The organism is Alcaligenes sp. SJTW-7, from assembly GCF_047716895.1.
GTDB lineage: Bacteria > Pseudomonadota > Gammaproteobacteria > Burkholderiales > Burkholderiaceae_B > Alcaligenes > Alcaligenes ammonioxydans.
Genome location: NZ_CP136682.1, coordinates 1,710,618 through 1,730,784, shown reverse-complemented (window position 1 = coordinate 1,730,784; position 20,167 = coordinate 1,710,618). Strand labels below are relative to the sequence as shown.

The 20,167-nt window shown below is 57.4% G+C and carries 14 protein-coding genes, 1 tRNA gene, 1 pseudogene and 1 riboswitch; of the genes and pseudogenes, 11 read left to right on the top strand and 5 right to left on the bottom strand.

Annotated features, from left to right (window positions below):
• Window positions 1–368: 368 nt before the first annotated feature.
• Window positions 369–578 carry a cold-shock protein gene (locus RSQ48_RS07760; RefSeq protein ID WP_003800472.1) on the bottom strand — a complete coding sequence of 70 codons (210 nt, stop codon included), beginning with the start codon at window positions 576–578 and terminating at the stop codon, window positions 369–371.
• A gap of 315 nt (window positions 579–893) precedes the next feature.
• Here RSQ48_RS07760 and RSQ48_RS07755 point away from each other — a divergent pair, with 315 nt between their 5' ends.
• Window positions 894–1,502: a tyrosine-type recombinase/integrase gene (locus RSQ48_RS07755; RefSeq protein WP_131071667.1), complete on the top strand. Its 609-nt coding sequence runs from the start codon at window positions 894–896 to the stop codon at window positions 1,500–1,502.
• A 156-nt stretch (window positions 1,503–1,658) separates the two neighbouring features.
• On the opposite strand, the gene RSQ48_RS07750 is transcribed toward RSQ48_RS07755, so the two are convergent.
• Window positions 1,659–1,735 (bottom strand) — tRNA-Val (locus tag RSQ48_RS07750).
• Window positions 1,736–2,116: 381 nt separating this feature from the next.
• Between RSQ48_RS07750 and RSQ48_RS07745 the strand changes: the two genes are divergently transcribed.
• The 10 genes from RSQ48_RS07745 to RSQ48_RS07700 all read left to right on the top strand — a co-directional run bounded on the left by RSQ48_RS07745 (window position 2,117) and on the right by RSQ48_RS07700 (window position 15,751).
• The gene (locus tag RSQ48_RS07745) at window positions 2,117–2,611 is read left to right on the top strand and encodes a YkgJ family cysteine cluster protein (protein WP_275694034.1); all 495 of its coding nucleotides are present in this window, start codon (window positions 2,117–2,119) and stop codon (window positions 2,609–2,611) included.
• 71 nt (window positions 2,612–2,682) lie between these two features.
• Window positions 2,683–3,729, top strand: coding sequence for an NADP(H)-dependent aldo-keto reductase (locus RSQ48_RS07740; RefSeq protein ID WP_003801154.1), 1,047 nt, complete (start codon window positions 2,683–2,685; stop codon window positions 3,727–3,729).
• Between the two features lie 199 nt (window positions 3,730–3,928).
• Window positions 3,929–5,062, top strand: coding sequence for a quinolinate synthase NadA (gene nadA, locus RSQ48_RS07735; RefSeq protein WP_131071666.1), 1,134 nt, complete (start codon window positions 3,929–3,931; stop codon window positions 5,060–5,062).
• Entirely contained in the window at window positions 5,062–6,702 is a 1,641-nt protein-coding gene (gene nadB, locus RSQ48_RS07730; protein WP_415302310.1) for an L-aspartate oxidase, read from the top strand. Before nadA ends, nadB begins: the two co-directional genes overlap by 1 nt.
• A gap of 81 nt (window positions 6,703–6,783) precedes the next feature.
• Window positions 6,784–7,458, top strand: a complete 675-nt coding sequence (locus RSQ48_RS07725) for a response regulator transcription factor (RefSeq protein ID WP_059317704.1) — start codon at window positions 6,784–6,786, stop codon at window positions 7,456–7,458.
• Window positions 7,458–9,971: an extracellular solute-binding protein gene (locus RSQ48_RS07720; RefSeq protein ID WP_415302309.1), complete on the top strand. Its 2,514-nt coding sequence runs from the start codon at window positions 7,458–7,460 to the stop codon at window positions 9,969–9,971. The genes RSQ48_RS07725 and RSQ48_RS07720 overlap by 1 nt, the downstream gene beginning before the upstream one ends.
• A gap of 115 nt (window positions 9,972–10,086) precedes the next feature.
• The gene (locus tag RSQ48_RS07715; protein ID WP_240208750.1) at window positions 10,087–11,172 is read left to right on the top strand and encodes an ABC transporter substrate-binding protein; all 1,086 of its coding nucleotides are present in this window, start codon (window positions 10,087–10,089) and stop codon (window positions 11,170–11,172) included.
• 70 nt (window positions 11,173–11,242) lie between these two features.
• A complete protein-coding gene (locus RSQ48_RS07710) occupies window positions 11,243–13,009 on the top strand; it encodes an ABC transporter permease (protein WP_415302308.1) in 1,767 nt (588 codons plus the stop codon).
• Window positions 13,006–14,076, top strand: a complete 1,071-nt coding sequence (locus tag RSQ48_RS07705) for an ABC transporter ATP-binding protein (protein WP_415302307.1) — start codon at window positions 13,006–13,008, stop codon at window positions 14,074–14,076. The genes RSQ48_RS07710 and RSQ48_RS07705 overlap by 4 nt, the downstream gene beginning before the upstream one ends.
• Window positions 14,077–14,168: 92 nt before the next feature.
• Window positions 14,169–14,256, top strand: a riboswitch (glycine riboswitch).
• A gap of 133 nt (window positions 14,257–14,389) precedes the next feature.
• Complete coding sequence (locus RSQ48_RS07700) at window positions 14,390–15,751, top strand: D-amino acid dehydrogenase (protein ID WP_415302306.1); 1,362 nt, start codon at window positions 14,390–14,392, stop codon at window positions 15,749–15,751.
• On the opposite strand, the pseudogene RSQ48_RS07695 reads toward RSQ48_RS07700, so the two are convergent.
• The 3 genes and pseudogenes from RSQ48_RS07695 to RSQ48_RS07685 form a co-directional block, all read right to left on the bottom strand.
• Window positions 15,696–17,072, bottom strand: a pseudogene (locus RSQ48_RS07695) (ATP-dependent DNA helicase); the annotation flags it as partial. The gene RSQ48_RS07700 and the pseudogene RSQ48_RS07695 overlap by 56 nt on opposite strands.
• A gap of 797 nt (window positions 17,073–17,869) precedes the next feature.
• On the bottom strand, window positions 17,870–19,537 hold the full coding sequence (locus tag RSQ48_RS07690; RefSeq protein ID WP_415302305.1) for a VRR-NUC domain-containing protein: 1,668 nt from the start codon (window positions 19,535–19,537) through the stop codon (window positions 17,870–17,872).
• A 39-nt stretch (window positions 19,538–19,576) separates the two neighbouring features.
• The gene (locus RSQ48_RS07685; protein ID WP_003801180.1) at window positions 19,577–20,092 is read right to left on the bottom strand and encodes a MarR family winged helix-turn-helix transcriptional regulator; all 516 of its coding nucleotides are present in this window, start codon (window positions 20,090–20,092) and stop codon (window positions 19,577–19,579) included.
• Window positions 20,093–20,167: the final 75 nt, after the last annotated feature.

Here is a 20,167-nt window from a genome sequence, read left to right as displayed (position 1 = left end):
ATTTATTTTTCTCATTATTTGACTATTTGACATTATTAAATGCGCGATTCTATCACCAACCACTGCGCCGTTACCTTATTCTCAACGCTAGGCGTTGAAGCTACCAACAGCGCGTCTATTTCAACAAGAGGCGTGTATGGATGGAGGTTGAGAACCAGCTTGTCATGCCCTTCCCTATCATGCTCACAGCGTCGTCTCTGCCAGAAACACCCTCATTGACAGAGGGTCAGGGACGCCGATGCATCGTCGCGGACCATGCCTGGATGAGGGCAAGGGGCACTTGCATACGAAAAGGCCGAACCCAATGTTTCAAAGGGTCCGGCCTTAACCGATCAACTCAACACTTGCCTAAGAAGGCAAGCAGGGGATCAAACGATTTGGATCTGGGTAGCGCAAGGGCCTTTTTGGCCAGCGCCTGCAACGAAAGAAACTCGCTGATTCTCTTCGAGAGATTTAAACCCAGTACCCTGAATTTCACTGTGGTGTGCGAAGAGGTCTTTACCGCCACTTTCCGGTGCGATGAAGCCGAAGCCTTTTTCGTTGTTGAACCACTTCACGATACCAATTTCTGTTTTCAATGTATGTCCTAATTGTTCAAGGGAAAAATCTCCCTGAACACACTATGGACCTTATTCAGAGATATAGATAGCGCTGTTACAAACTAAATAGCCAAACCGCGTTCAATCTTGGCTCTGCAGCCACCGCCTTCCCACTCCCTCAAGCATTTCAATATCAAAACTGCCTTGTCATGAGCAACGAGAGTACCGCGAACGATAGGATTAGATCCCCGGACATGGCGGTCACGGCCTACGCGTAGATGCAGCGACAGGCACAGGCTAAGCCTCTTGCCTTTCAATGGAGCCTGACGCGGCGCAAACCTCACGGGGTTATGCATGACAGCGCTTGCAGTGCACAGTCCATGCGCACACGGGCTGTGGCTGAGCGTAACAGCGCCTATATTGCGAAGCCCACCCGCTGCTCCCTCATTTAATTACAGCCCCACCCCACCCACGAGCGAGCGGCAATGGGCGCGCTGGGAAGAATTCGATATGGCCAACGCCTTATGGACCATCCCCGCCGAGCGCATGAAAGGCCGGCTGATTCAAAAACAAAGCGCCGCGGATCACCTGGTGCCCCTGTCCCGCCAAAGCCTACAAATTCTTGATTCGCTGTACAGCCTATCCGGCCGGCATGCGTTTCTCTTTCCGGGTGTGCACAATCCTCGCTCTACGCCTATCAGCAGCGAGACGATGAACCGGGCTTTAAAGATTATGGGATTTGGCGGCCTGCAGACGGGCCATGGCTTTCGTGGCTTGGCTTCCACCATCATGAACGAGCAAAGCGGTTTTCGCTCAGAGGTGATTGAGCGTCAGCTGGCACACCGTGATCGCAACAAGGTGCGCCGTGCCTACAACCATGCTCAGTACATGGCCGAGCGCCATGACCTGATGCAATGGTGGTCGGATTACCTGGACGCGCAGTTGGAGAAAGCGCCAAAATAGCCATGCCCCCATTCGTTCCGTCCGTGCCCCCATTCATGCCACCAAAATACCTTGGCGGGGCTTGGCGCAGCTTGGAACGCTGGGCAACAAAAAAGCCCCAAAGTATTGATCTTTGGGGCTTTTCTTGGCACAGCTTGGAGCTGTGTGCATATATTCTGGTAGGCAGTACTGGATTCGAACCAGCGACCTCTACGATGTCAACGTAGCGCTCTAACCAACTGAGCTAACCGCCTGCGGTGAAGAAATGAAATAATAGATCTTCCCTATGAGGCTGTCAACACTATTTTGCGTTTTTCCATAAAAAATCCCTTATTTTTTTCTCCACCTATCCGCTCGAACGCATCAAAATCCCCAGAATAAGCTCCAAGCCATTGTTTTACTTAGAATAAAACGAAAACCTATCGTTCCAAAAAATTTTGGGCGTTTTCTGCTCAATTCATCACAAGATACATATGGATACATCAATTCTGTCTCGCCTCAGCATCACGCCCCTGGGGGCATACACGATTTTCCTATTCAAGTTCTTCGCGCAAAAATAAAATAAATGCTTTACGCCTGCAGATACGCGATCTGATCTGAACCGAATTTGCGGCTACTACGGGACATCCACGCACATGACTTGCTCTTCTCTCCCGCCTACCCCCACTACTTTGCTTGACTTGCCTGGCGTTCAAGAAACAACGCTGGAAACGGTGCTTTATACGCCCCCCAATGATGAGATTTTCGACGAAAACCCCTGTTTGAGCTGTGGGGTGTGCTGCTCACACTTTCGGGTTTCCTTCTATAGTGGCGAGTTAAGTGGGGAGACGGGCGGGACCGTTCCGGTCGAGTTGACCACCCAGGTCGGGCCGCTGCGCGCGTGCATGAAAGGCACAGAGCAAGGTGAGGGTCGTTGCATTGCCTTGCGGGGCACCTTGGGTCAGCCAGGCATTCATTGCGCCATTTACCCGGATCGCCCTACCCCCTGTCGCGACTATCAGATCTGGGAACTGGATGGCAGCCCCAACGTCGACTGCCAACGTCTGCGGGCCAAGCACGGTTTGCCCCTGCTGCCCAAACGTCCCTTACCCGCTCCGCCCGCCTTGCCCGAGCATGATGAAGCCGCATAGCGTCTGGTAAATACGCTACCATGCACGATTTGTAGGGCCGCCCGGCCCTGCGTTTTCGGGAGTCGAAGTAGATGGAATACCGCAAGCTGGGCAATACAGATCTGGACGTCAGCCTGATTGGTTTGGGCACCATGACGTACGGGGAACAAAACAGCGAGGCCGAGGCGCACGCTCAACTGGACCTTGCCTTGGAGCTGGGGGTAAATCTGGTGGATACCGCCGAAATGTACCCTGTCCCTCCTATGGCAGCCACACAGGGTTTGACCGAGCAATATATTGGTACCTGGCTGGCGAAAACGGGCCGTCGCAAGGATATTGTGTTGGCCAGCAAAATTGCCGGTCCGCAGCGCGACCCCAAGCGTCCCGGACACATCCGTAATGGCAGCACAAGCCTGGATCGCAACAATCTGGAACAAGCCCTGCATGACAGTCTGCGCAGACTGCAAACCGACTACCTGGATCTGTACCAGTTGCACTGGCCAGACCGTAGCACGGTTACGTTTGGGCAGCGCAGTTACCCCTGGAAAGAGGAAGACACCGTCCCTATTGAAGAAACTCTGGCGGTACTGGACGACTTTGTACGTCAAGGCAAGGTGCGGCATATCGGTGTTTCCAATGAAACGCCCTGGGGGGTTTCCCGCTTTCTGGAATTGGCGCGCACCCAGTCCCTGCCTCTGATTGCCACCATCCAGAATCCCTACAACCTGCTGAACCGGGTGTTTGAAGAGGGCCTGTCCGAATTTTGTCGCTATGAAGGACTTGGGCTTCTGGCCTATTCGCCTTTGGCGATGGGTGTGCTAACCGGCAAATATGATCACGGCGCACGCCCCGAGAAGGGTCGCTTGACACGGTACAACCGATTCACGCGTTATGACGCGCCGCGGGCTCGTGAGGCCGCGTTGGCCTACAACGAACTAGCCCGTGAATATGGTCTGACACCGACTCAGCTGGCTTTGGCATGGGTAAACCAGCAAGCCTTTACCAGTAGCAACTTGATTGGTGCAACCACCCTGGAGCAATTGCGCGAAAACATTGCCAGCGTGGATGTTCAGCTCAATGATGAACTGATCAGCAAAATCAACGCCATTCATCACCACACGCCCAATCCGGCGCCGTAAGGGACTTGGCCCCGCTTCAATGTCATGACGCGGGGTCTCCTTTTTCTGACTGAATCTGTCCTTGTGCTTGCGAAGCATTGATTTTTTAATTATGCTCAAAAAAAGCATAACAAAAAAAACAATTTTCCTTTTCGCTCGATGTTTCACCGCGGCCATTTTTTTAAATCATTTATGCTCAATTTGAGCATCAAGGACACTCATGACTCAGCGTTTCCCTATTGATGTCTGTCAGCCCGATTCACAGGATGCCTTAAACCGTCAGATTGGCTGGCATGAAGTCCCATCCCCGATCAAGTCACAAAACGATAAAGCGGCTTTGAAACAAGTCTTGGCCACGGAGCTGAAGGCCCAGGATGCGGTGCTGGTGGCCCATTACTACACCGATCCCGATATTCAGGATCTGGCGCTGGAGACCGGGGGCTGCGTGGGCGACTCCTTGGAAATGGCTCGCTTTGGACAAGAGCACAAAGCCAGCACGGTCCTGGTAGCCGGTGTGGGTTTCATGGCAGAGTCCGCCAAAATCCTGAGTCCGGAAAAACGGGTCCTGGCCGTCCACGATCAAGCCACCTGCTCACTGGATCTGGGCTGCGCCCCGCAAGACTTCAAACAGTTTTGCGCCGCTCACCCGGACCGGGAGGTGGTTGTCTATGCCAATACCAGCGCGGCGGTGAAAGCTCAGGCAGACTGGGTGGTCACGTCCTCGATCGCACTGGACATCGTGCGCCATCTGCATGCGCAAGGGAAAAAAATAGTGTGGGCGCCCGATCGTCATTTAGGTGCGTACATCCAGAAGCAGACCGGAGCGGACATGCTGCTCTGGCAAGGTTCCTGTCTGGTTCACGACGAGTTCAAGGCCGACGGCTTAAAAGCGTTGATGAATGAGCATCCGCATGCTCAGGTACTGGTCCATCCAGAATCGCCAGCTGCGGTGGTGGCCTTGGCCGATGTGGTTGGTTCCACCACACAACTGCTGCGCGCCGCTGTCAACCACCCTGCCGACACCTTTATCGTGGCGACCGATCAGGGCATTTTGCATGCCATGCGTCAACAGGCCCCAGGCAAAACCTTTTTGGCCGCCCCTACAGCAGGCGAAAGCGCCACCTGCAAAAGCTGCGCCTATTGCCCCTGGATGGCGCTGAACAGTTTGCAAGCGCTGCAACAACGCTTGAGCGAGCCGGGCCCGGGTATACAAATCGAGCCCGCATTACAGCAAGGCGCACGACGCTCCCTGCAAAGGATGATGGACTTTGCAGCTGCTCATCAGAGAACACTGCGTGTAGGAGCTGATCTCGCCCAACACAGCCAGCAGTTTCTGCACGTAGGGGCCGCCTGATGCCGCGCCTTAGCACAAAGACGGATGTATTGATTATTGGGGCGGGCCTGGCTGGCACCAGTCTGGCTCTGTCTCTGCCTGCCTCCATGAAGGCAGCGTTGCTGAGCAGTGGCGCGGCTCCGTGTAGCGCAAGCACGATGGCGCTGGGGGGGCTGGCTGCCGTGCTCAGCGCCCAGGACAGTGTGGAGCTGCATATCGAGGACACCCTGCAGGCAGGTGCCCACCATTCCGATGCGGATGCTGTGCGCAACATCTTACAAGCCGCGCCACAAGCGGTGCAGTGGCTGCTGGAGCGCCAGGTGCCTTTGGACAGAACACCAGACGGGCAACTGCACCTGACCCGCGAAGGGGGGCACAGCCAGCGACGTATCGTGCACGCGGCGGATGCCAGTGGGTACGCCATCATGCAGGCCTTGTACCCCCAGCTACAACAAGCCACACAACTGCTCCAACGCACAAACTGCCTGGCATTGGCCTTGCGCCGGAATGAACACGGTCGTGTAGCGGGGGTTGATATTTACGACAAACAAACCCATCGTCATGAAACGATTCTAGCGGACCATGTGGTGCTGGCCACGGGCGGGCTCGGCAGTCTGTATGCCCACAGCACCAATCCCGACACCGCCAAAGGTGAAGGCGTGGCTTTGGCCTGGCGCATAGGCGCAGCAATCCGCGATCTGGAGTTCGTGCAGTTCCATCCCACCTGCCTGTACACACAAGGGCCGACGTTTCTGCTTACCGAAGCCTTGCGGGGTGAAGGTGGCCATTTACTGGATGCACATGGTCGTCGCTTCATGCCGGACTATGATTCCCGCGCCGAACTGGCCCCCCGCGATATTGTGTCGCGAGCCATTGCAGCACAAATGAAACAAGAGGACCGTGCGCACGTCTGGCTGGATGTGCGCCATCTGGGTGCCGATACGTTGCAGCGGCATTTCCCACGGGCCTTGGAAGAAGGTTTACGCCGCGGCCTGGATTTACGCCAGGACTGGATACCTGTCGCGCCGGCAGCGCATTACAGCTGTGGAGGGATTCAAACCGACCTGTTCGGTCGCACGAGCGTTTCGGGTCTGTATGCGATAGGGGAAGTGGCCTGCACCGGTTTGCACGGGGCGAACCGCTTGGCCAGCAACTCGCTGCTGGAGTGCGTGGTCATGGGGCGGGCAGCAGCGCAAGCCATCGAAGGGAGCCGGGCCGCTCATTGTTCCGCCCTGACTCCCGAGGACGAAAGATCAAAAACGGCACCGACCTTCGCAGGATCACCGCACACCCCTGCGCCCGCACGCGACAACAACAACAACAACAACAACAACAACAACAACAACAACAACAACAACAACAACAACAACAACAACATTCCCTGCAAAGACAAGGGAACACTGCATCGCCCACCCACACCCCCGTTCCCCACCCTGCCTGCCTTGCAAAACCTGATGCAAGAGCATGTCGGTCTGCTTCGCAATAGAGCGGGTCTGGCGCACGCCATCCACACCCTGAGCGACTGGCGAGAGCAAATTCGCCGCCTGCCCGACACGGTCGATCATCGCATTGGCAGTCTGCACCTGGACACCGCCTGGTTGCTGGCCCACGCGGCTCTGGCCCGCCCTCACAGTCTGGGCGCGCATTTTCGGCTGGACTAGAAGCCTTAGTTCCATGAGATAGAATAAAAAAATAAATAAAGAGGCTTCTCGACGAACAGGAGCCCATTGGATGGAGGCAATATGCGATTACTCATGGTCGAAGACAATGAGGATTTGGGAGAAGCCATCGCCAGCCGGCTCAGCGCGGGCGGTCATAGCGTGGAGTGGGTCAACACTGGCGAGCTGGCCCTACGCTATCTGGAAATGGATAACTGGGACGTCCTGCTTTTGGACATCATGCTGCCCGATCAGGACGGTTTCAGCATTTTGCGGCATCTGCGCCAGCAAACACCCAGCCTGCCCGTGCTGGTCATGACGGCTCGTTCAGAAATCGAAGATCGTGTGTCCATGCTGGACCTGGGAGCAGACGATTATCTGGTCAAACCTTTCGATCTGCGCGAGCTGGAAGCACGGCTGCGTGCCCTGATGCGGCGGCCCGCCACCACGCAAGCGGAAATCTGGCAGTTGGGACACGTCAGCATTGACATCGCCGCCCGACGCATCAATAGCCGGGATCAGACCGTGGAATTTGGCCAGCGCGAATTCTGCTTGCTGGAGTTGCTCCTGAGTCGTGCCGGACAAGTGGTCACCAAGGAACGGTTGATGATGCAGCTGTTCAACTTCGATGAAGACTCCAGCCCCAATGCCGTGGAGCTGCATGTCTCTCGTCTGCGGCGCAAGCTTAGCGATAGTGCCATTCGCATCGACACGGTGCGGGGCACCGGTTATATGGCAAGCTTGGGTGATGCCCGCTGATGCGCCGCACCCTGTCTATCCAGCAGCGTGTACTGGCGCTGGCCGTATGCTTGCTGGCCGCTGCCTTACTGGCATTGGGTCTGGCATCGCGACAATATGCCCAGCGTGCCGCCGACTCCGCCTATGACAGGCTCCTGAACGCCGCCGCCCTGACTATTGCCAATGCCATTCAAATTGACGAGGGTGAACTTTCCCTGGAGCTGCCCTATTCGGCGATGGCCATGCTGTCCGAACAGGAACATATTTTTTACAGCGTACGCTCGGCCAATAGCCTGATTTCCGGCTATCCAGACTTGGGAGACACCCTGCCGCCGGCCACCAGTTCCGAACCGCGCTACGACACCATTTCCTATCACGGCACTGCCGTGCGTGTCGCCACGATCGGACGCTTGCTGACAGGCCAGCATTCACTGGGCCGTGGCTGGATCACCATCCGCGTTGCTGAAACCCTGGGCACCCGACAAGCGCTGGCCGATGAGTTGCTGGGTCGCAGCACTCTGTCCCTGACCGGTCTGATGTTGCTGGCCCTGATGATTACCAGCCTGGGGATTCGGCGTGCGTTCGCCCCCTTGGCCGAATTGGAAACAGCACTGCGAGAACGCTCCCACGACAATTTGCAGCCCATCGACACGCCGGTACCCAAAGAGATTCGCCGTCTGGTCGATACCCTCAATGCCTTCATGCAGCGCCTGCAAACAGCGGTTGGTACTCTGAACAATCTGGTGGCCGATGCGGCCCATCAGATTCGCACTCCCTTGGCGGCAGTCCATCTGCAAACCCAGCTCGCGATGGATGAGCCCGGCTCTGACACCCTAAGGCCACGCCTGCGACGGATTCTGAACAACACTACGCATGCCACCCATCTGTTGAACCAGTTACTGATGGACGCCACCGTCAGCCACCGCCTAGACCGCAGCACCATGCGGCCTTTAGATGTGGCCCCGTTGATTCAGGAAATCCAGGGCCGGGTCGATCCCGACCGGGCCCACCGGCTGTACATTCACCTCACGCCCTCGGCTCGACGAGCACAAATCCTGGGCGACCATGTGTCCTTGCGGGAGATGCTGCGCAATGTGATCGACAACGCCATGCTCTACAGCGACGAGCCTGTTTCCGTGCGAATCTACACCCGCCCGAACGGTTGGGTGGTGTTTGATGTGTCCGACCTGGGCCCAGGCATCAGTGACGATGACAAAACCCGTTTGCTGGAGCGTTTTCAGCGTGGTCCCAGCAGCCAGGGGCGGCCCGGTTCGGGCCTAGGGCTGTCTATCGTGCGCACCGTGGTACAAGCGCATCAAGGCACGTTGCTCTTGCGTGACCATACCCCGCAGGGTCTGACAGTCCGCATCGAAATCCCCACCCTTTACCAGAGTCCCCGACCCTCGCCCCCCCTGACCATGCTCATCGCAGCGTTGATCATGACGGGCATGTTGGCCCAGCCCCAGCCAGCCTTCGCCCTCGCCAGCGCCGCGGAACCCGATATGGGCATTCGCAGTCACGACTACCCGGCTCGCTCCCCCCGTCCACCTGGACCGGAAGATCAGGCCTTGCTGGTGATTGCAGGCCCTACCGACACCGAACTGTTTGAAGTGCTCGTACAGGACTTTCAGCGTATCCAGCCTCACGTACGCATTCTTTATCACGAGATGGATTCCACCGCGCTGTATCGGCACACCACTCAAGGCAGCCTGCCTGAAACGGATCTGCTGATCAGCTCGGCCGCGGACATGCAGGTCAAACTGGCGAACGACGGCTATGCTCGTGCGCACACATCCAGTCTGACCCAGACCATGCCCGGCTGGGCACGTTGGCGCAATGAGGTGTTTGGCTTCACGCTGGAGCCGGCCGTCATCGCCTACGCACCGGCTCGTTTACCGTACGAGCTGCCGGCCTCTCGCGAAGCGCTGCTTAAGCTGCTGGAGCGTAACCAGGGCAGTCTGAGGGGCCGGGTGGGCACCTATGACATTCAGATCAGTGGCGTGGGCTACCTGTTTGCACTGTACGACGAACGCACCTCTTCCACGTTCTGGGGCTTGGCCAATGCCCTGGGCCGTGTCGGCACCCGTCTGTATGCCAATACCGGTGCCATTTTGGATGATCTGGACAATGGCACCCTGGATGTCGCCTACAACGTACTAGGCTCGTATGCCCTGGCTCGGCAAAAAGCAGGCTCGGACATTGCCATCATCGTACCCAGCGATTATGTGTCAGTGTTTACCCGCAGCGCCCTGATTCATAAACAAGCTCGCCGCCCCGATCTAGCCGCTGCTTTCATTGATTACCTGCTCTCTCCCCAAGGCCAACAAACCCTCGCCGGCCCAGCCGGATTAGGCTCGCTCAACGCCGTGGAAACGGGCAGCTGGTTCACAAAAACCATTGAAAATCAATCAATTGGAATTATTCAACCGCTTATTCTCAATCCCTCTTTGTTAGTGGGCCTGGACCCCACCCGCCGCCACCGTTTTCTGCAGAACTGGCGACGTCTGGTCACCGACACGCCGCCAGGACCCTAGCCCCTTCCCATCCCCAATGACAGGATGCTGACAGCTAGAGTCCAGACAATGCAATGACACCGATCACCCAAGAAGTCCCGCAACAGGACGGGACTCTGACAACAAGGAGACCCGAATGTCAGCATTTACCCCCCCTAAGCGCCTGAGCCTGCTCGCCCTGTCACTCAGTGCCAGCCTGCTGGCCGGACAAGCGGCCTGGGCTCAGGACGACCAGACTCAAGCAGCGGACAAAGAAGGCAAGGTTATTGTCTACTCGACCACGGACACCAAAGCCGCCGCACCGCTCATTGCCGCGTTTGAGGCCGCCCACCCCAAGATCAAAGTCGAATACCACGACATGAACAGCACCGAGCTGTACAACCGCTACATCAGCGAACAGGCTTCGGGCAGCCACAGTGGCGACCTTGTGTGGAGCTCCTCCATGGACTCGGCTATGCGCCTGGCCACCGACTACGCAGCCCGCTACGACTCCCCTGAAATCCCTGCCCTGCCCAGTTGGGCCGTATGGGAAAACAAGGCGTTTGGCACCACTTACGAGCCGACGGTATTCATCTACAACAACCGTCTTATCAAGCCTGAAGAAGCACCCAAGACGCATGCAGAACTGGCCAAGCTGGTGGAAAGCGACAAGGACCGCTTTCGCAACAAGGTCACTACCTACGACATTGAAAAATCTGCAGTAGGCTATATGCTGGCCGCTCAAGACAGCAAGAAAGGCCAGAGCTACTGGGATTTCATCAAAGGCGTAGGTTCAGCCAATCTGGTACTGCAGTCCTCGACGGGCACCATGATGGAGCGCGTCAGCTCGGGTGAAAACCTGATTGGCTACAACCTGCTGGGTTCATATGCGGAGACCCGCGCCGCCAAGGATAAAGCCATCGGTATTGTGTACCCCTCGGACTACACCCTGGTCCTGTCACGCGTGGCGTTCATCAGCAACAAGGCCCAGCACCCCCATGCCGCCCGTGTCTTTCTGGACTACATGTTATCCAAGGACGGACAGGATGTTCTGGCGAACCAATCCGAGCTGGCCTCGATCCGCTCTGACGTGGAAGGCGACAACGATGTGGATGGCCTGACCAAGAAATTGGCAGGGGTAGAACTGACCCCCATCCCGGTGGATTCGTCGCTGCTGGACTTCCTGAAGCAAAAGGAACGCCTGGACTTCATCAAGCAATGGCGCGCTGCGGCCAATAAATAAGACACCTCGTCTGTGAACCGGGTGACGGCCTCGGCCGTCACCCTGCCTTTTACCGCCTGGAATCCTTATCATGCAAGCCTTACGCCTTCGGTGGCAGGCCTGGCCACGCCATGTCGTTGTTCTGATCACGGCATTGGCCATTTATGTGCCGCTTAGCCTGATCATCATCCAAAGCCTGCTATCGGCCCCCTTTTTTGCGACTGACAAGTCTCTGGGGCTGGATGCTTTCCGTTTCATCTTCGACGACCCGGACTTTTACAAAGCACTGGGGAGCGGTTTCATCATGGCCTTTGGCCTGGCCGGTATTTCGATTCCTTTGGGCGGCATCCTGGCCTTCCTGATGGTACGTACCGATTTACCCGGCCGTGCCTGGATTGAACCGCTCATTCTGGTCCCGATTTTCGTCTCGCCCATGGTGCTGGGCTTTGGCTATATTGTTGCCGCCGGACCCGTCGGTTTCTTCTCCACCTGGACGCTGGAGCTGATCGGCTTTGTCCCCTGGAACATTTACTCCTTCACCAGCATTGTCATCATTGCCGGTCTGACGCACGTTCCCCACGCCTATCTGTACATTTCCTCGGCCTTGCGCAGCATGGGCTCGGATGTGGAAGAAGCCGCCCGCAGCGCCGGTGCCAGCCCCTGGCAGGTCATGCGCTCGGTCAGCCTGCCCATGGTGCGTCCCGCCATCCTGTACGCCTGCGTTCTGCTCTTTTTTCTGGGGCTGGAAGTATTTGGTCTGGTGCTGGTGCTCGGCGACCCTGAAGGCCACCTGGTACTGGCCACCTATCTATACAAGCTCACCAACAAGCTCGGCATTCCGTCCTACCACCTGATGGCGGCTGTGGCAGTCGTCCTGATTGCCATGACTATCCCGCTCGTGATGCTGCAACGCCGTCTGATGCGCACCGCCAACCGCTTCGTAACCGTCAAGGGCAAAGCCTCCCAGGCGCGTGCCTTGCCGCTGGGTCGCTGGCGCTGGGCAGCTGCAACACTGGTCGGTCTGTGGTTGTTCTTCACCGTCATTGTCCCGGTGGTGGGCGTAGTCTTGCGCGCCTTTGTGTCCAACTGGGGGATTGGCGTCTCGCTGATGGACGTGCTCTCCCTGGATGCCTTCCGGCAAGTGTTTGGGCAAGCCAATCTGCTGCGCGCCATTCTGAACTCAGTGGCGATTGGTGTATTTGGCGGCGCCTTGGCCGTCATCTGCTACACCTTCATTGGCCTGGCCATGCACCGCAAGCCAGACGGCATCACCCGCTTTCTGGACTACAGCGTTCTGGTACCCCGTGCCGTCCCCGGTCTACTGGCGGGTCTGGCCTTTTTGTGGATGTTCCTGTTCGTGCCCATGTGGCTGGATCAGTCCCTGGAAAACGGCTACTTGTCGGTCCTGCCCATGGCGGAATGGTTGCAAGGCACGCTCGTCAGTCCGCTGCGCGCCCTGCGCAGCACCATCTTCAGCGTCTGGCTGGCCTACAGCGTGGTCTGGATGGCTTACGGCTTGCGTCTGATCTCCTCCACCCTTTTACAAGTGGGTCCGGAGCTGGAAGAAGCCGCCCGCAGCACGGGAGCGCGTCCCGGTCAGGTAACACGTCAAATCACCTTACCACTGGCAAAGTTCGGCCTGATCGGGTCCTGGTTATTGATGTTCCTGATTTTTGAGCGGGAATACTCTACCGGCGTGTACCTGCTCACACCGGGCACGGAAACCATTGGCTCCATGCTGGTTTCACTGTGGGCGACCGGCGCCATCGACATTGTAGCTGCCCTGTCTTTTATCAATATCGTTCTGGTGGTCATTGGCCTGACCATCGCATTGCGCTTCGGAGTAAAACTACGATGACCGAGCTGACTGTAGACAACATTCATCTGGCCTACGACCGCAACCCGGTTCTGAAAGGCGTGTCCATGAGCCTGAACAAAGGTGAGGTGGTTTCCCTGCTGGGGGCCTCGGGTAGTGGCAAAACCACCTTGCTGCGTGCGGTTGCCGGGCTCGAACAGCCCTCCCAAGGGCGTATCGCCATCAATGAGAACGTGCTGTACGACTCGCAAAACCGTATCGACCTGCCCGCCGAGGCGCGCAATCTGGGCCTGGTTTTCCAGTCCTATGCCTTGTGGCCACACATGACCGTGCAGGACAATGTGGCTTATCCGCTCACGCTGCGCAAAACCTCCAAGGCGCAAAGCCGCCAAAAGGTGGACGCCATTTTGGATCAATTGGGGTTGAAAGGCCTGGGCGAGCGCTACCCCAGCCAACTGTCTGGAGGGCAACAGCAGCGTGTGGCCATTGCCCGTGCGCTGATTTACAACCCCCCGGTCATCTTGCTGGATGAGCCACTGTCCAACCTGGATGCTAAGCTGCGTGAAGAGGCCCGCGTGTTCCTGCGCGAACTGATTGTGAAAATGGGCCTGTCCGCTTTGATGGTAACCCATGACCAGGCGGAGGCCATGGCGATTTCGGACCGGATCCTGTTGCTGAATGGTGGCGAAATCGAGCAACAAGGTACCCCGCAAGAGGTCTACAGCAATCCCAAGACCCTGTACACCGCCGAGTTCATGGGCTCGAACAATCGTCTGCAAGGCAAGGTTACCGAGCAACGCGATCAACAAACTCGGCTTAGCGGCCCTGGTTGGGAGTTATGGGGCCATGCCGCCGCTCCTCTGAGCGCCGGCCAGCACGCCACCGCCGTGATTCGCGTCGAACAAGTGCAACTGAATGCGCAGCCCGGCCCCGATACGCTGCCACTGCAGCTATCCACCAGCATGTATCTGGGCGACAAGTGGGAGCACGTTTTCCGCATGGCCGACCCGACTGCCGGCACACTGCGAGCTTTCGGACCTGAACCACTGCCCAGTGGCGTGCATCATCTGCAATTGCCGCCCTCCAAACTGTGGATTTACCCCTCCTGATCCATCGCTCCAAACCGGGAGCCACCCCCCACAGCTCCCGGTTTACCCTGATTGCAAACTTTTGTAAGCGCGGCTACTGTAGTCGCGTCACTACAGGCGGTATGAAAGAGACCTGTTCAATCAGGCGCCGACGGAGCAACCACCCCGGAATCTCTCAGGCAAAAGGATCGTACCAGCCCGACACTCTGGAGAGCGGCGTTTGACGCCCACCGAAGGAGCCCAGCCAGATGCACAGGTTGGATAAACTCTCAGGTCACAGGACAGATGGGGTATTGCCACTACTCGGTGGTAATTCACCTGTCAGGAGCCTGTTATGTCGCATATTGCCGTCATTGGTGCCGGTATTTCCGGAATCACCACCGCCTACGCCCTTAGTCTGAAGGGCTATCAAGTCACCGTTATTGACCGCCTTCGCTACCCCGCGATGGAAACTTCTTTTGCCAATGGCGGGCAGCTTTCCGCCTGCAATGCCGAGGTCTGGAACAGCCGCAGCACCATTTTCAAAGGCTTGAAATGGATGATGCGCAAGGACGCTCCACTGCTCTTCAACCCCAAGCCAAGCTGGCACAAATACAGCTGGATGGGCCAATTTGTGGGGGCAATTTCCGGTTACGAGCGCAACACGATCGAGACCGTCAAGCTGGCCATTGCCGCTCGCGAAAACTTGTATCAGTGGGCCAAGGACGAAAATATTGATTTCGACCTGGAGCAGCGCGGCATTTTGCATATTTACCACACGCCCGGCGGCTTTGAGTCTGGCAAAAAAGTCAGCCAGCTACTGCAAAAAGGCGGTCTGGAACGCCGTACCGTTACCAACGAAGAAATCCATCAGATCGAACCTGCTCTGCAAGGCACCTATTACGGCGGTTTCTTCACGCCCTCGGACGCCACCGGCGATATTCACAAATACACCCGCGGCTTGGCCGATGCGTGCGCCAAGCGCGGCGTGAAGTTTCTGCAGGATACCGAAGTCCTGGGTATTGATTGCGGCCCACCGCACCGTATCCAGCTCCGTACTGGCGAAGGTGCAGATGCCCACACCCATACGCTGTCCGTGGACTCCCTGGTCGTGTGCGCTGGCGTAGGCAGCCGCCACCTGGCCCGTATGCTGGGCGACTACATCAATATTTATCCCGTCAAGGGCTACTCCATCTCGGTGTACCTGGATACGCCCGAAGCCCAACATGCAGCCCCCTGGGTCAGTTTGCTGGACGAAGAGGCCAAGATTGTGACCAGCCGCCTGGGCAAAGACCGCCTGCGTGTGGCCGGCACCGCGGAATACAACGGGTCCAACAAAGACATACGCGCCGATCGCATCGCCCCGCTGACCAACTGGACACGCCGCAACTTCCACGACGCGGCTACCGACCGTGTCGTACCGTGGGCAGGTTTGCGCCCCATGATGCCGGACATGATGCCGCGCGTAAAAGCGGGCAGCCGTCCTGGCGTGTACTACAACACCGGCCACGGTCACCTGGGCTGGACCCTGTCCGCCGCCACTGCGCAGATCATTACCGAGGTGATTGCCCAGAACGAGCGTCAGTCCGCACCTGCTCAATTTGCCACCAGTCCGGCAACAACTGCTGCACCCGCCGCTGCCCATAACGTTCGTCCAGCAGATACACAAAGCCTTGATCCTGCTCATCGCGAATCACACGACCCGCGGCCTGTGTAATCTTGCGTAGTCCCGGATACAGATAGGTATAGTCATAGGCCCGCCGCTCCCCAAAGAGCCGGGCCATGACTTGCCGCACCGACTCATTGGCCGGGTTGAATTGCGGCAAACCCAAAGTGGCAATAAAAGCACCGATCAAGCGTTTACCGGGTAAATCTACCCCTTCTGAAAACGCCCCCCCCAGCACTGCCAAACCCACTCCCTTGCCGTCCAGCGTAAAGCGGTCCAGAAACTGCGTTCTTTGCTGATCGCTCATACCCGGTTGCTGATGCCAAAGCGGCATATCCGGCCAGCGCTCCTGCAAGGCCTGGCTGACCTGCTCCAGATAATCAAAGCTGCTCAAAAACAAGAGATAGTTGCCAGGCTGCTCCTGATAGGCCTGCCCGACAATATCGCACACCCCGCTCAGGCTTTGCGCCCGGTCGGCATAGCGCGTGGACAAACCGGCATATTGACGTACCCGCAACTGCTCGGCTCGATAAGGAGATGCTACGTTCAACTCTGCCGTACTGGGCGGCAGCCCCAAGACATCACGATAAAACTGCGAAGGATTCAACGTGCCGGAGAACAGCACCACGCCGTGCGCATCGCCGTAGCGTTCGGCCAGAAAGGGAGCAGGCACGATATTGCGCAGGTTCAGAAGTACACCATCGCGCTGCGCCAAAATATCAAACAAGGAATGCGAGCCGAACTGCCCGGCCAGGTCCACAAAATACAGTAGCTCGAAATAAAACAGCAGCAAGGGGCTGTCTTGCGGCAGGGGATTCTCCGCTACATAGGCCCCTAAACGGGCAGCCAGATACTCGCACTGCTCCAGCAAGTCCTCCGGGATTTTTTCCAGCCCCCATTGGTCACCGCCTTCCTCGGGTATCAGGTCCTCCATCAAGCGAGTCAATGGAGCGAAATGACGCTTCAAGGCCGAAGGCGCGGCTTTACGTGCCATGCGCAACTGCACTTGCGAGAAGGACGCGGAATACATGGAACGAGCACGTTCTACCAGATTGTGCGCCTCGTCCACCAAGATCGCGCTGCGCCATTGCTGGGCCAGGGTCTGGCTATAGAGCACCGCATGTGAGTCGAAAAAATAGTTGTAGTCGCCCACAATGGCGTCCGCCCAACGCAGCATTTCCTGGCTCAAGTAATAGGGGCAGACCTGGTGTTCGCTAGCCACTTGCTGCAGGCGCTGGCTAGTTAGCATGGGCTGCTCCAGAGCTTGCTGACGGGCCGCGGGAAGCCGGTCGTAAAAGCCTTCGGCCAAGGGACAGGATTGGCCATGGCAGGCTTTATCCGGATGGGGACACTGCTTGTCGCGGGCCACCATTTCCAGCACCCGCCACGCGCCCCCACCATCCGGACTTAAGCGCTGCAAGGCGTCCAGCGCCATTTGCCGGCCCGAGTTTTTAGCCGTCAGATAAAACAGCTTGTCCAGACCAGCCTCGGGCATGGCTTTCAGGCCCGGGAATACGACTGCCAAGGTTTTGCCAATACCCGTGGGGGCTTGCGCTAACAGGCACTGTGCATCGCGCTGCGCCCGGAACGCAGCTACAGCCAGTTGCCGCTGACCCGCACGAAACTGTTCAAAGGGAAATTGCAGAGCAGTACAAGCTTGATCGCGCGCCAGCCTGTGTTTTTGCTCCTGCTGCCCCCACGCTACATATGCGCGACATTGCTGCTCAAAAAAGGCCCACAGGTCCGCGCGCTCCAGATACTCGGAAATGCTGGTCTCTTTGTGCTTATCTACGTGGTAATACACCACGCTGACTGTCATCCCCGGCAAATCGCGTTCCTGGCACAACATGGCAGCATAGACCTTGGCTTGCGCCTGATGCAGTCGTCTATGGTGCTCGGGGATGGCATCAAAAGCACCACGATAGGTTTTCAGCTCTTCCAGGCAATTGCTGACGGGATCAAATCCATCGGCTCGGCCACGCACCAAGAGCCCTTCCATCTCATATGACAGCGGTACTTCGGCTTCATAGTGCTCGGGGCGACGCAGCGTTAACTGCTGATGGCCTAGAATGCCTTCCTGTGCCGTCGCCGCAGGCGTAAAGCGCAAGTCCAGATCCCCGCTGCGGGCGGTAAATTCGCATAAGGCTCGTACGCCTACCGTCCAGGCTTTCATGACGCCTCAGGCCGGGTCACATAGCAGACACGCGCGGGGATGGCGTGCTGCTCGAAATAGCTTAACCAGCGCCGTTGGTTATCTTGCAAACGATCTCCGGGCCCTTTTACTTCTATCAGCTCGTAGCTTTGCTGGGCGGGCATGAAACGCACCAAATCCGGCAGGCCGGCACGGTTATCCCGCCAATCCTGCAAGATACGCGTGAACACGAGCTGCAAATGCTGGGCGGGAATGCAGTGCAAAGCCTGCCCAATCAAGGATTCATCCAAGGCGGGCCAAATCAGCAAGGGACACTGTATGCCGCGCTTTTCCTGCCAGCGTTGCCAGATCACGGTTTTATAGTCTGTACCGTTCAGCACGCTTAAAGACTGATCAAACAAGTTCTGCCTGCGGGACACGAAATCCGGGCTCCCCCAATCGGCCGGACAGGCCTGATAGGGATGAAAGAAAGCCCCAGGCAAAGGGGCGTAAATGGCATCCCAGCCGAGCAAACCCAGTAAGGCCGGAAACAAAGTGTTTTCTACATAAAAGACCGGTGCCAGAGGGCTGTTCCAATGGGACAGAACCTGCACTTCGACCCGAGTGCCATCATCAGGCAGCACCAGGTCGCTGCGTTGTGTACGGCTCGCCGGTTTGCCGGATGGGACATTGGGAGGTGCCTCTAGCGCCAACTTACGACGCAGGCGCGGCAGCATACGTCGTAATTTCTGTGCCTCACCCTCACTTTCGGGTTGCTCCCAGGCCTGGCAAAACAAGGGCCAGGCATCCTCTTGCTTTTCCTGCCGCTCCAACACCCGTAATTGACGATAACGCGCGCCCGGCCAGCGGGTCTGCGCGTAGGCCTGCCCGGCCAGTGACCACCAGTGTTGTCGCTCGGCTTGCTGGCCCAGCTGAAACACGGTTTTTGCCTTGCGTCGCCGCAACCAGTCACTGTCCGTCTGAATCCTTTGCACCGCGGCAAAGCGCTCTGTCCAGTGCTCAAGATCGGCCTCGTCCGGTGCATCACGCAGTTCAGACAGGGTTTCATACAGACGCACGTCCTCCTGGTGCCGGAACGCTCGACTGCCTTGATCCAGCGCCACAGCCTCGTAACGATACAGGCCCAGATCACTTAATACGAACTCGGACCAATCCTGGTAATGATTGCCAAAGAACAACAGTTGCAGCCGCTGCGCCCAATGCACCACGGCCGCTGACAAACGCAGCAAGGGAGCCCGCAGTTCTGGCCGCGCGCACCATTGCAAAAAAGGCCGCTCCTGCTCACCCTGGGTCCGAGCTATCCATTGCTGATAATCCGACTTGCGGCCGGCGGCGGGCAGATCATGAAACATACGACGCAATTCAGGCATGGTATGCACGGCAAACAGGGTATCCAGATCCAGCACAGGATCGGTTTCTATGAGTTTGCAGGCGGCCAGTTCCTGCACAGCGGCCTCCAGATCTTCGATTTCGGCATAACGAAGCTTGTCGATACGAAACACCGGGCCTTTGCGCATCAACAATCGCACCAACAGTGCTTGCGCAGACTGAGACGCTTGCGCAAAAGCATGGTCGCACTGGACATGTTCGGGCTCCAGCAAGTCGGCACTGACATGCTGGACCCACTGCAATACCTGGTGGAAATTATGCAGGTAATAAAACGGAGGAAGCTCGGGCGAAATCATAAGCAGGCTGTGTATATATCCAGCTACTTTAGCATTCCTTTAAACCGGGCGCGACTCCAACAAACGCATCCAGTCACGCAGCAAACCGTCCAGGCGTTGTCGCTGCGTCGCATCCAGACCTTGCAGCAGATTTTCCTCGTTGGCCAGATGGTCCACTACCACCGCGTCCACACAGGCCAGCCCAGCCGGACTCAACCGTACCAGGCTGCGACGGGCATCCTCAGGGTCGGCGATACGCTCGATCAGGCCCTGCTTTTCCAGACCGTGCAAACGGTGTGTCATCGTGCCCGAGCTGACCATCAGTGAGGAAAACAAAGCCGTGGGCGCCAAGGTGTAGGGCGGGCCGGAACGGCGCAAACTGGCCAGCACGTCAAACTCACCCAGTTGCAAACCATGACGACGAAAGTTTTCGCCCATTTGCTTTTGAACCAGTTGAAAGCAGCGGGTCATGCGTCCAAGCAGAGCCATTGCATCCAGATTCTGCAGGTCGGGCCGTTGCTCACGCCATTGCTTGATAATCAGGTCGACGGCATCCTGTTCTTCGCTAGTGCTCATGATTTCTCGGTAAAAACATTTATCTTGATATTAAGATAAAACGTCCCTACACTGGCATTTATCTCGATATCAAGA

Coding starts and splice junctions, on each gene's coding strand:
- nadA (WP_131071666.1), top strand. CDS start 3,929: ATGACTCAGCGTTTCCCTATTGATGTCTGTCAGCCCGATTCACAGGAT.
- RSQ48_RS07715 (WP_240208750.1), top strand. CDS start 10,087: ATGTCAGCATTTACCCCCCCTAAGCGCCTGAGCCTGCTCGCCCTGTCA.
- RSQ48_RS07725 (WP_059317704.1), top strand. CDS start 6,784: ATGCGATTACTCATGGTCGAAGACAATGAGGATTTGGGAGAAGCCATC.
- RSQ48_RS07720 (WP_415302309.1), top strand. CDS start 7,458: ATGCGCCGCACCCTGTCTATCCAGCAGCGTGTACTGGCGCTGGCCGTA.
- RSQ48_RS07755 (WP_131071667.1), top strand. CDS start 894: ATGACAGCGCTTGCAGTGCACAGTCCATGCGCACACGGGCTGTGGCTG.
- RSQ48_RS07700 (WP_415302306.1), top strand. CDS start 14,390: ATGTCGCATATTGCCGTCATTGGTGCCGGTATTTCCGGAATCACCACC.
- RSQ48_RS07745 (WP_275694034.1), top strand. CDS start 2,117: ATGACTTGCTCTTCTCTCCCGCCTACCCCCACTACTTTGCTTGACTTG.
- RSQ48_RS07710 (WP_415302308.1), top strand. CDS start 11,243: ATGCAAGCCTTACGCCTTCGGTGGCAGGCCTGGCCACGCCATGTCGTT.
- RSQ48_RS07740 (WP_003801154.1), top strand. CDS start 2,683: ATGGAATACCGCAAGCTGGGCAATACAGATCTGGACGTCAGCCTGATT.
- RSQ48_RS07690 (WP_415302305.1), bottom strand. CDS start 19,537: ATGATTTCGCCCGAGCTTCCTCCGTTTTATTACCTGCATAATTTCCAC.
- RSQ48_RS07705 (WP_415302307.1), top strand. CDS start 13,006: ATGACCGAGCTGACTGTAGACAACATTCATCTGGCCTACGACCGCAAC.
- nadB (WP_415302310.1), top strand. CDS start 5,062: ATGCCGCGCCTTAGCACAAAGACGGATGTATTGATTATTGGGGCGGGC.
- RSQ48_RS07685 (WP_003801180.1), bottom strand. CDS start 20,092: ATGAGCACTAGCGAAGAACAGGATGCCGTCGACCTGATTATCAAGCAA.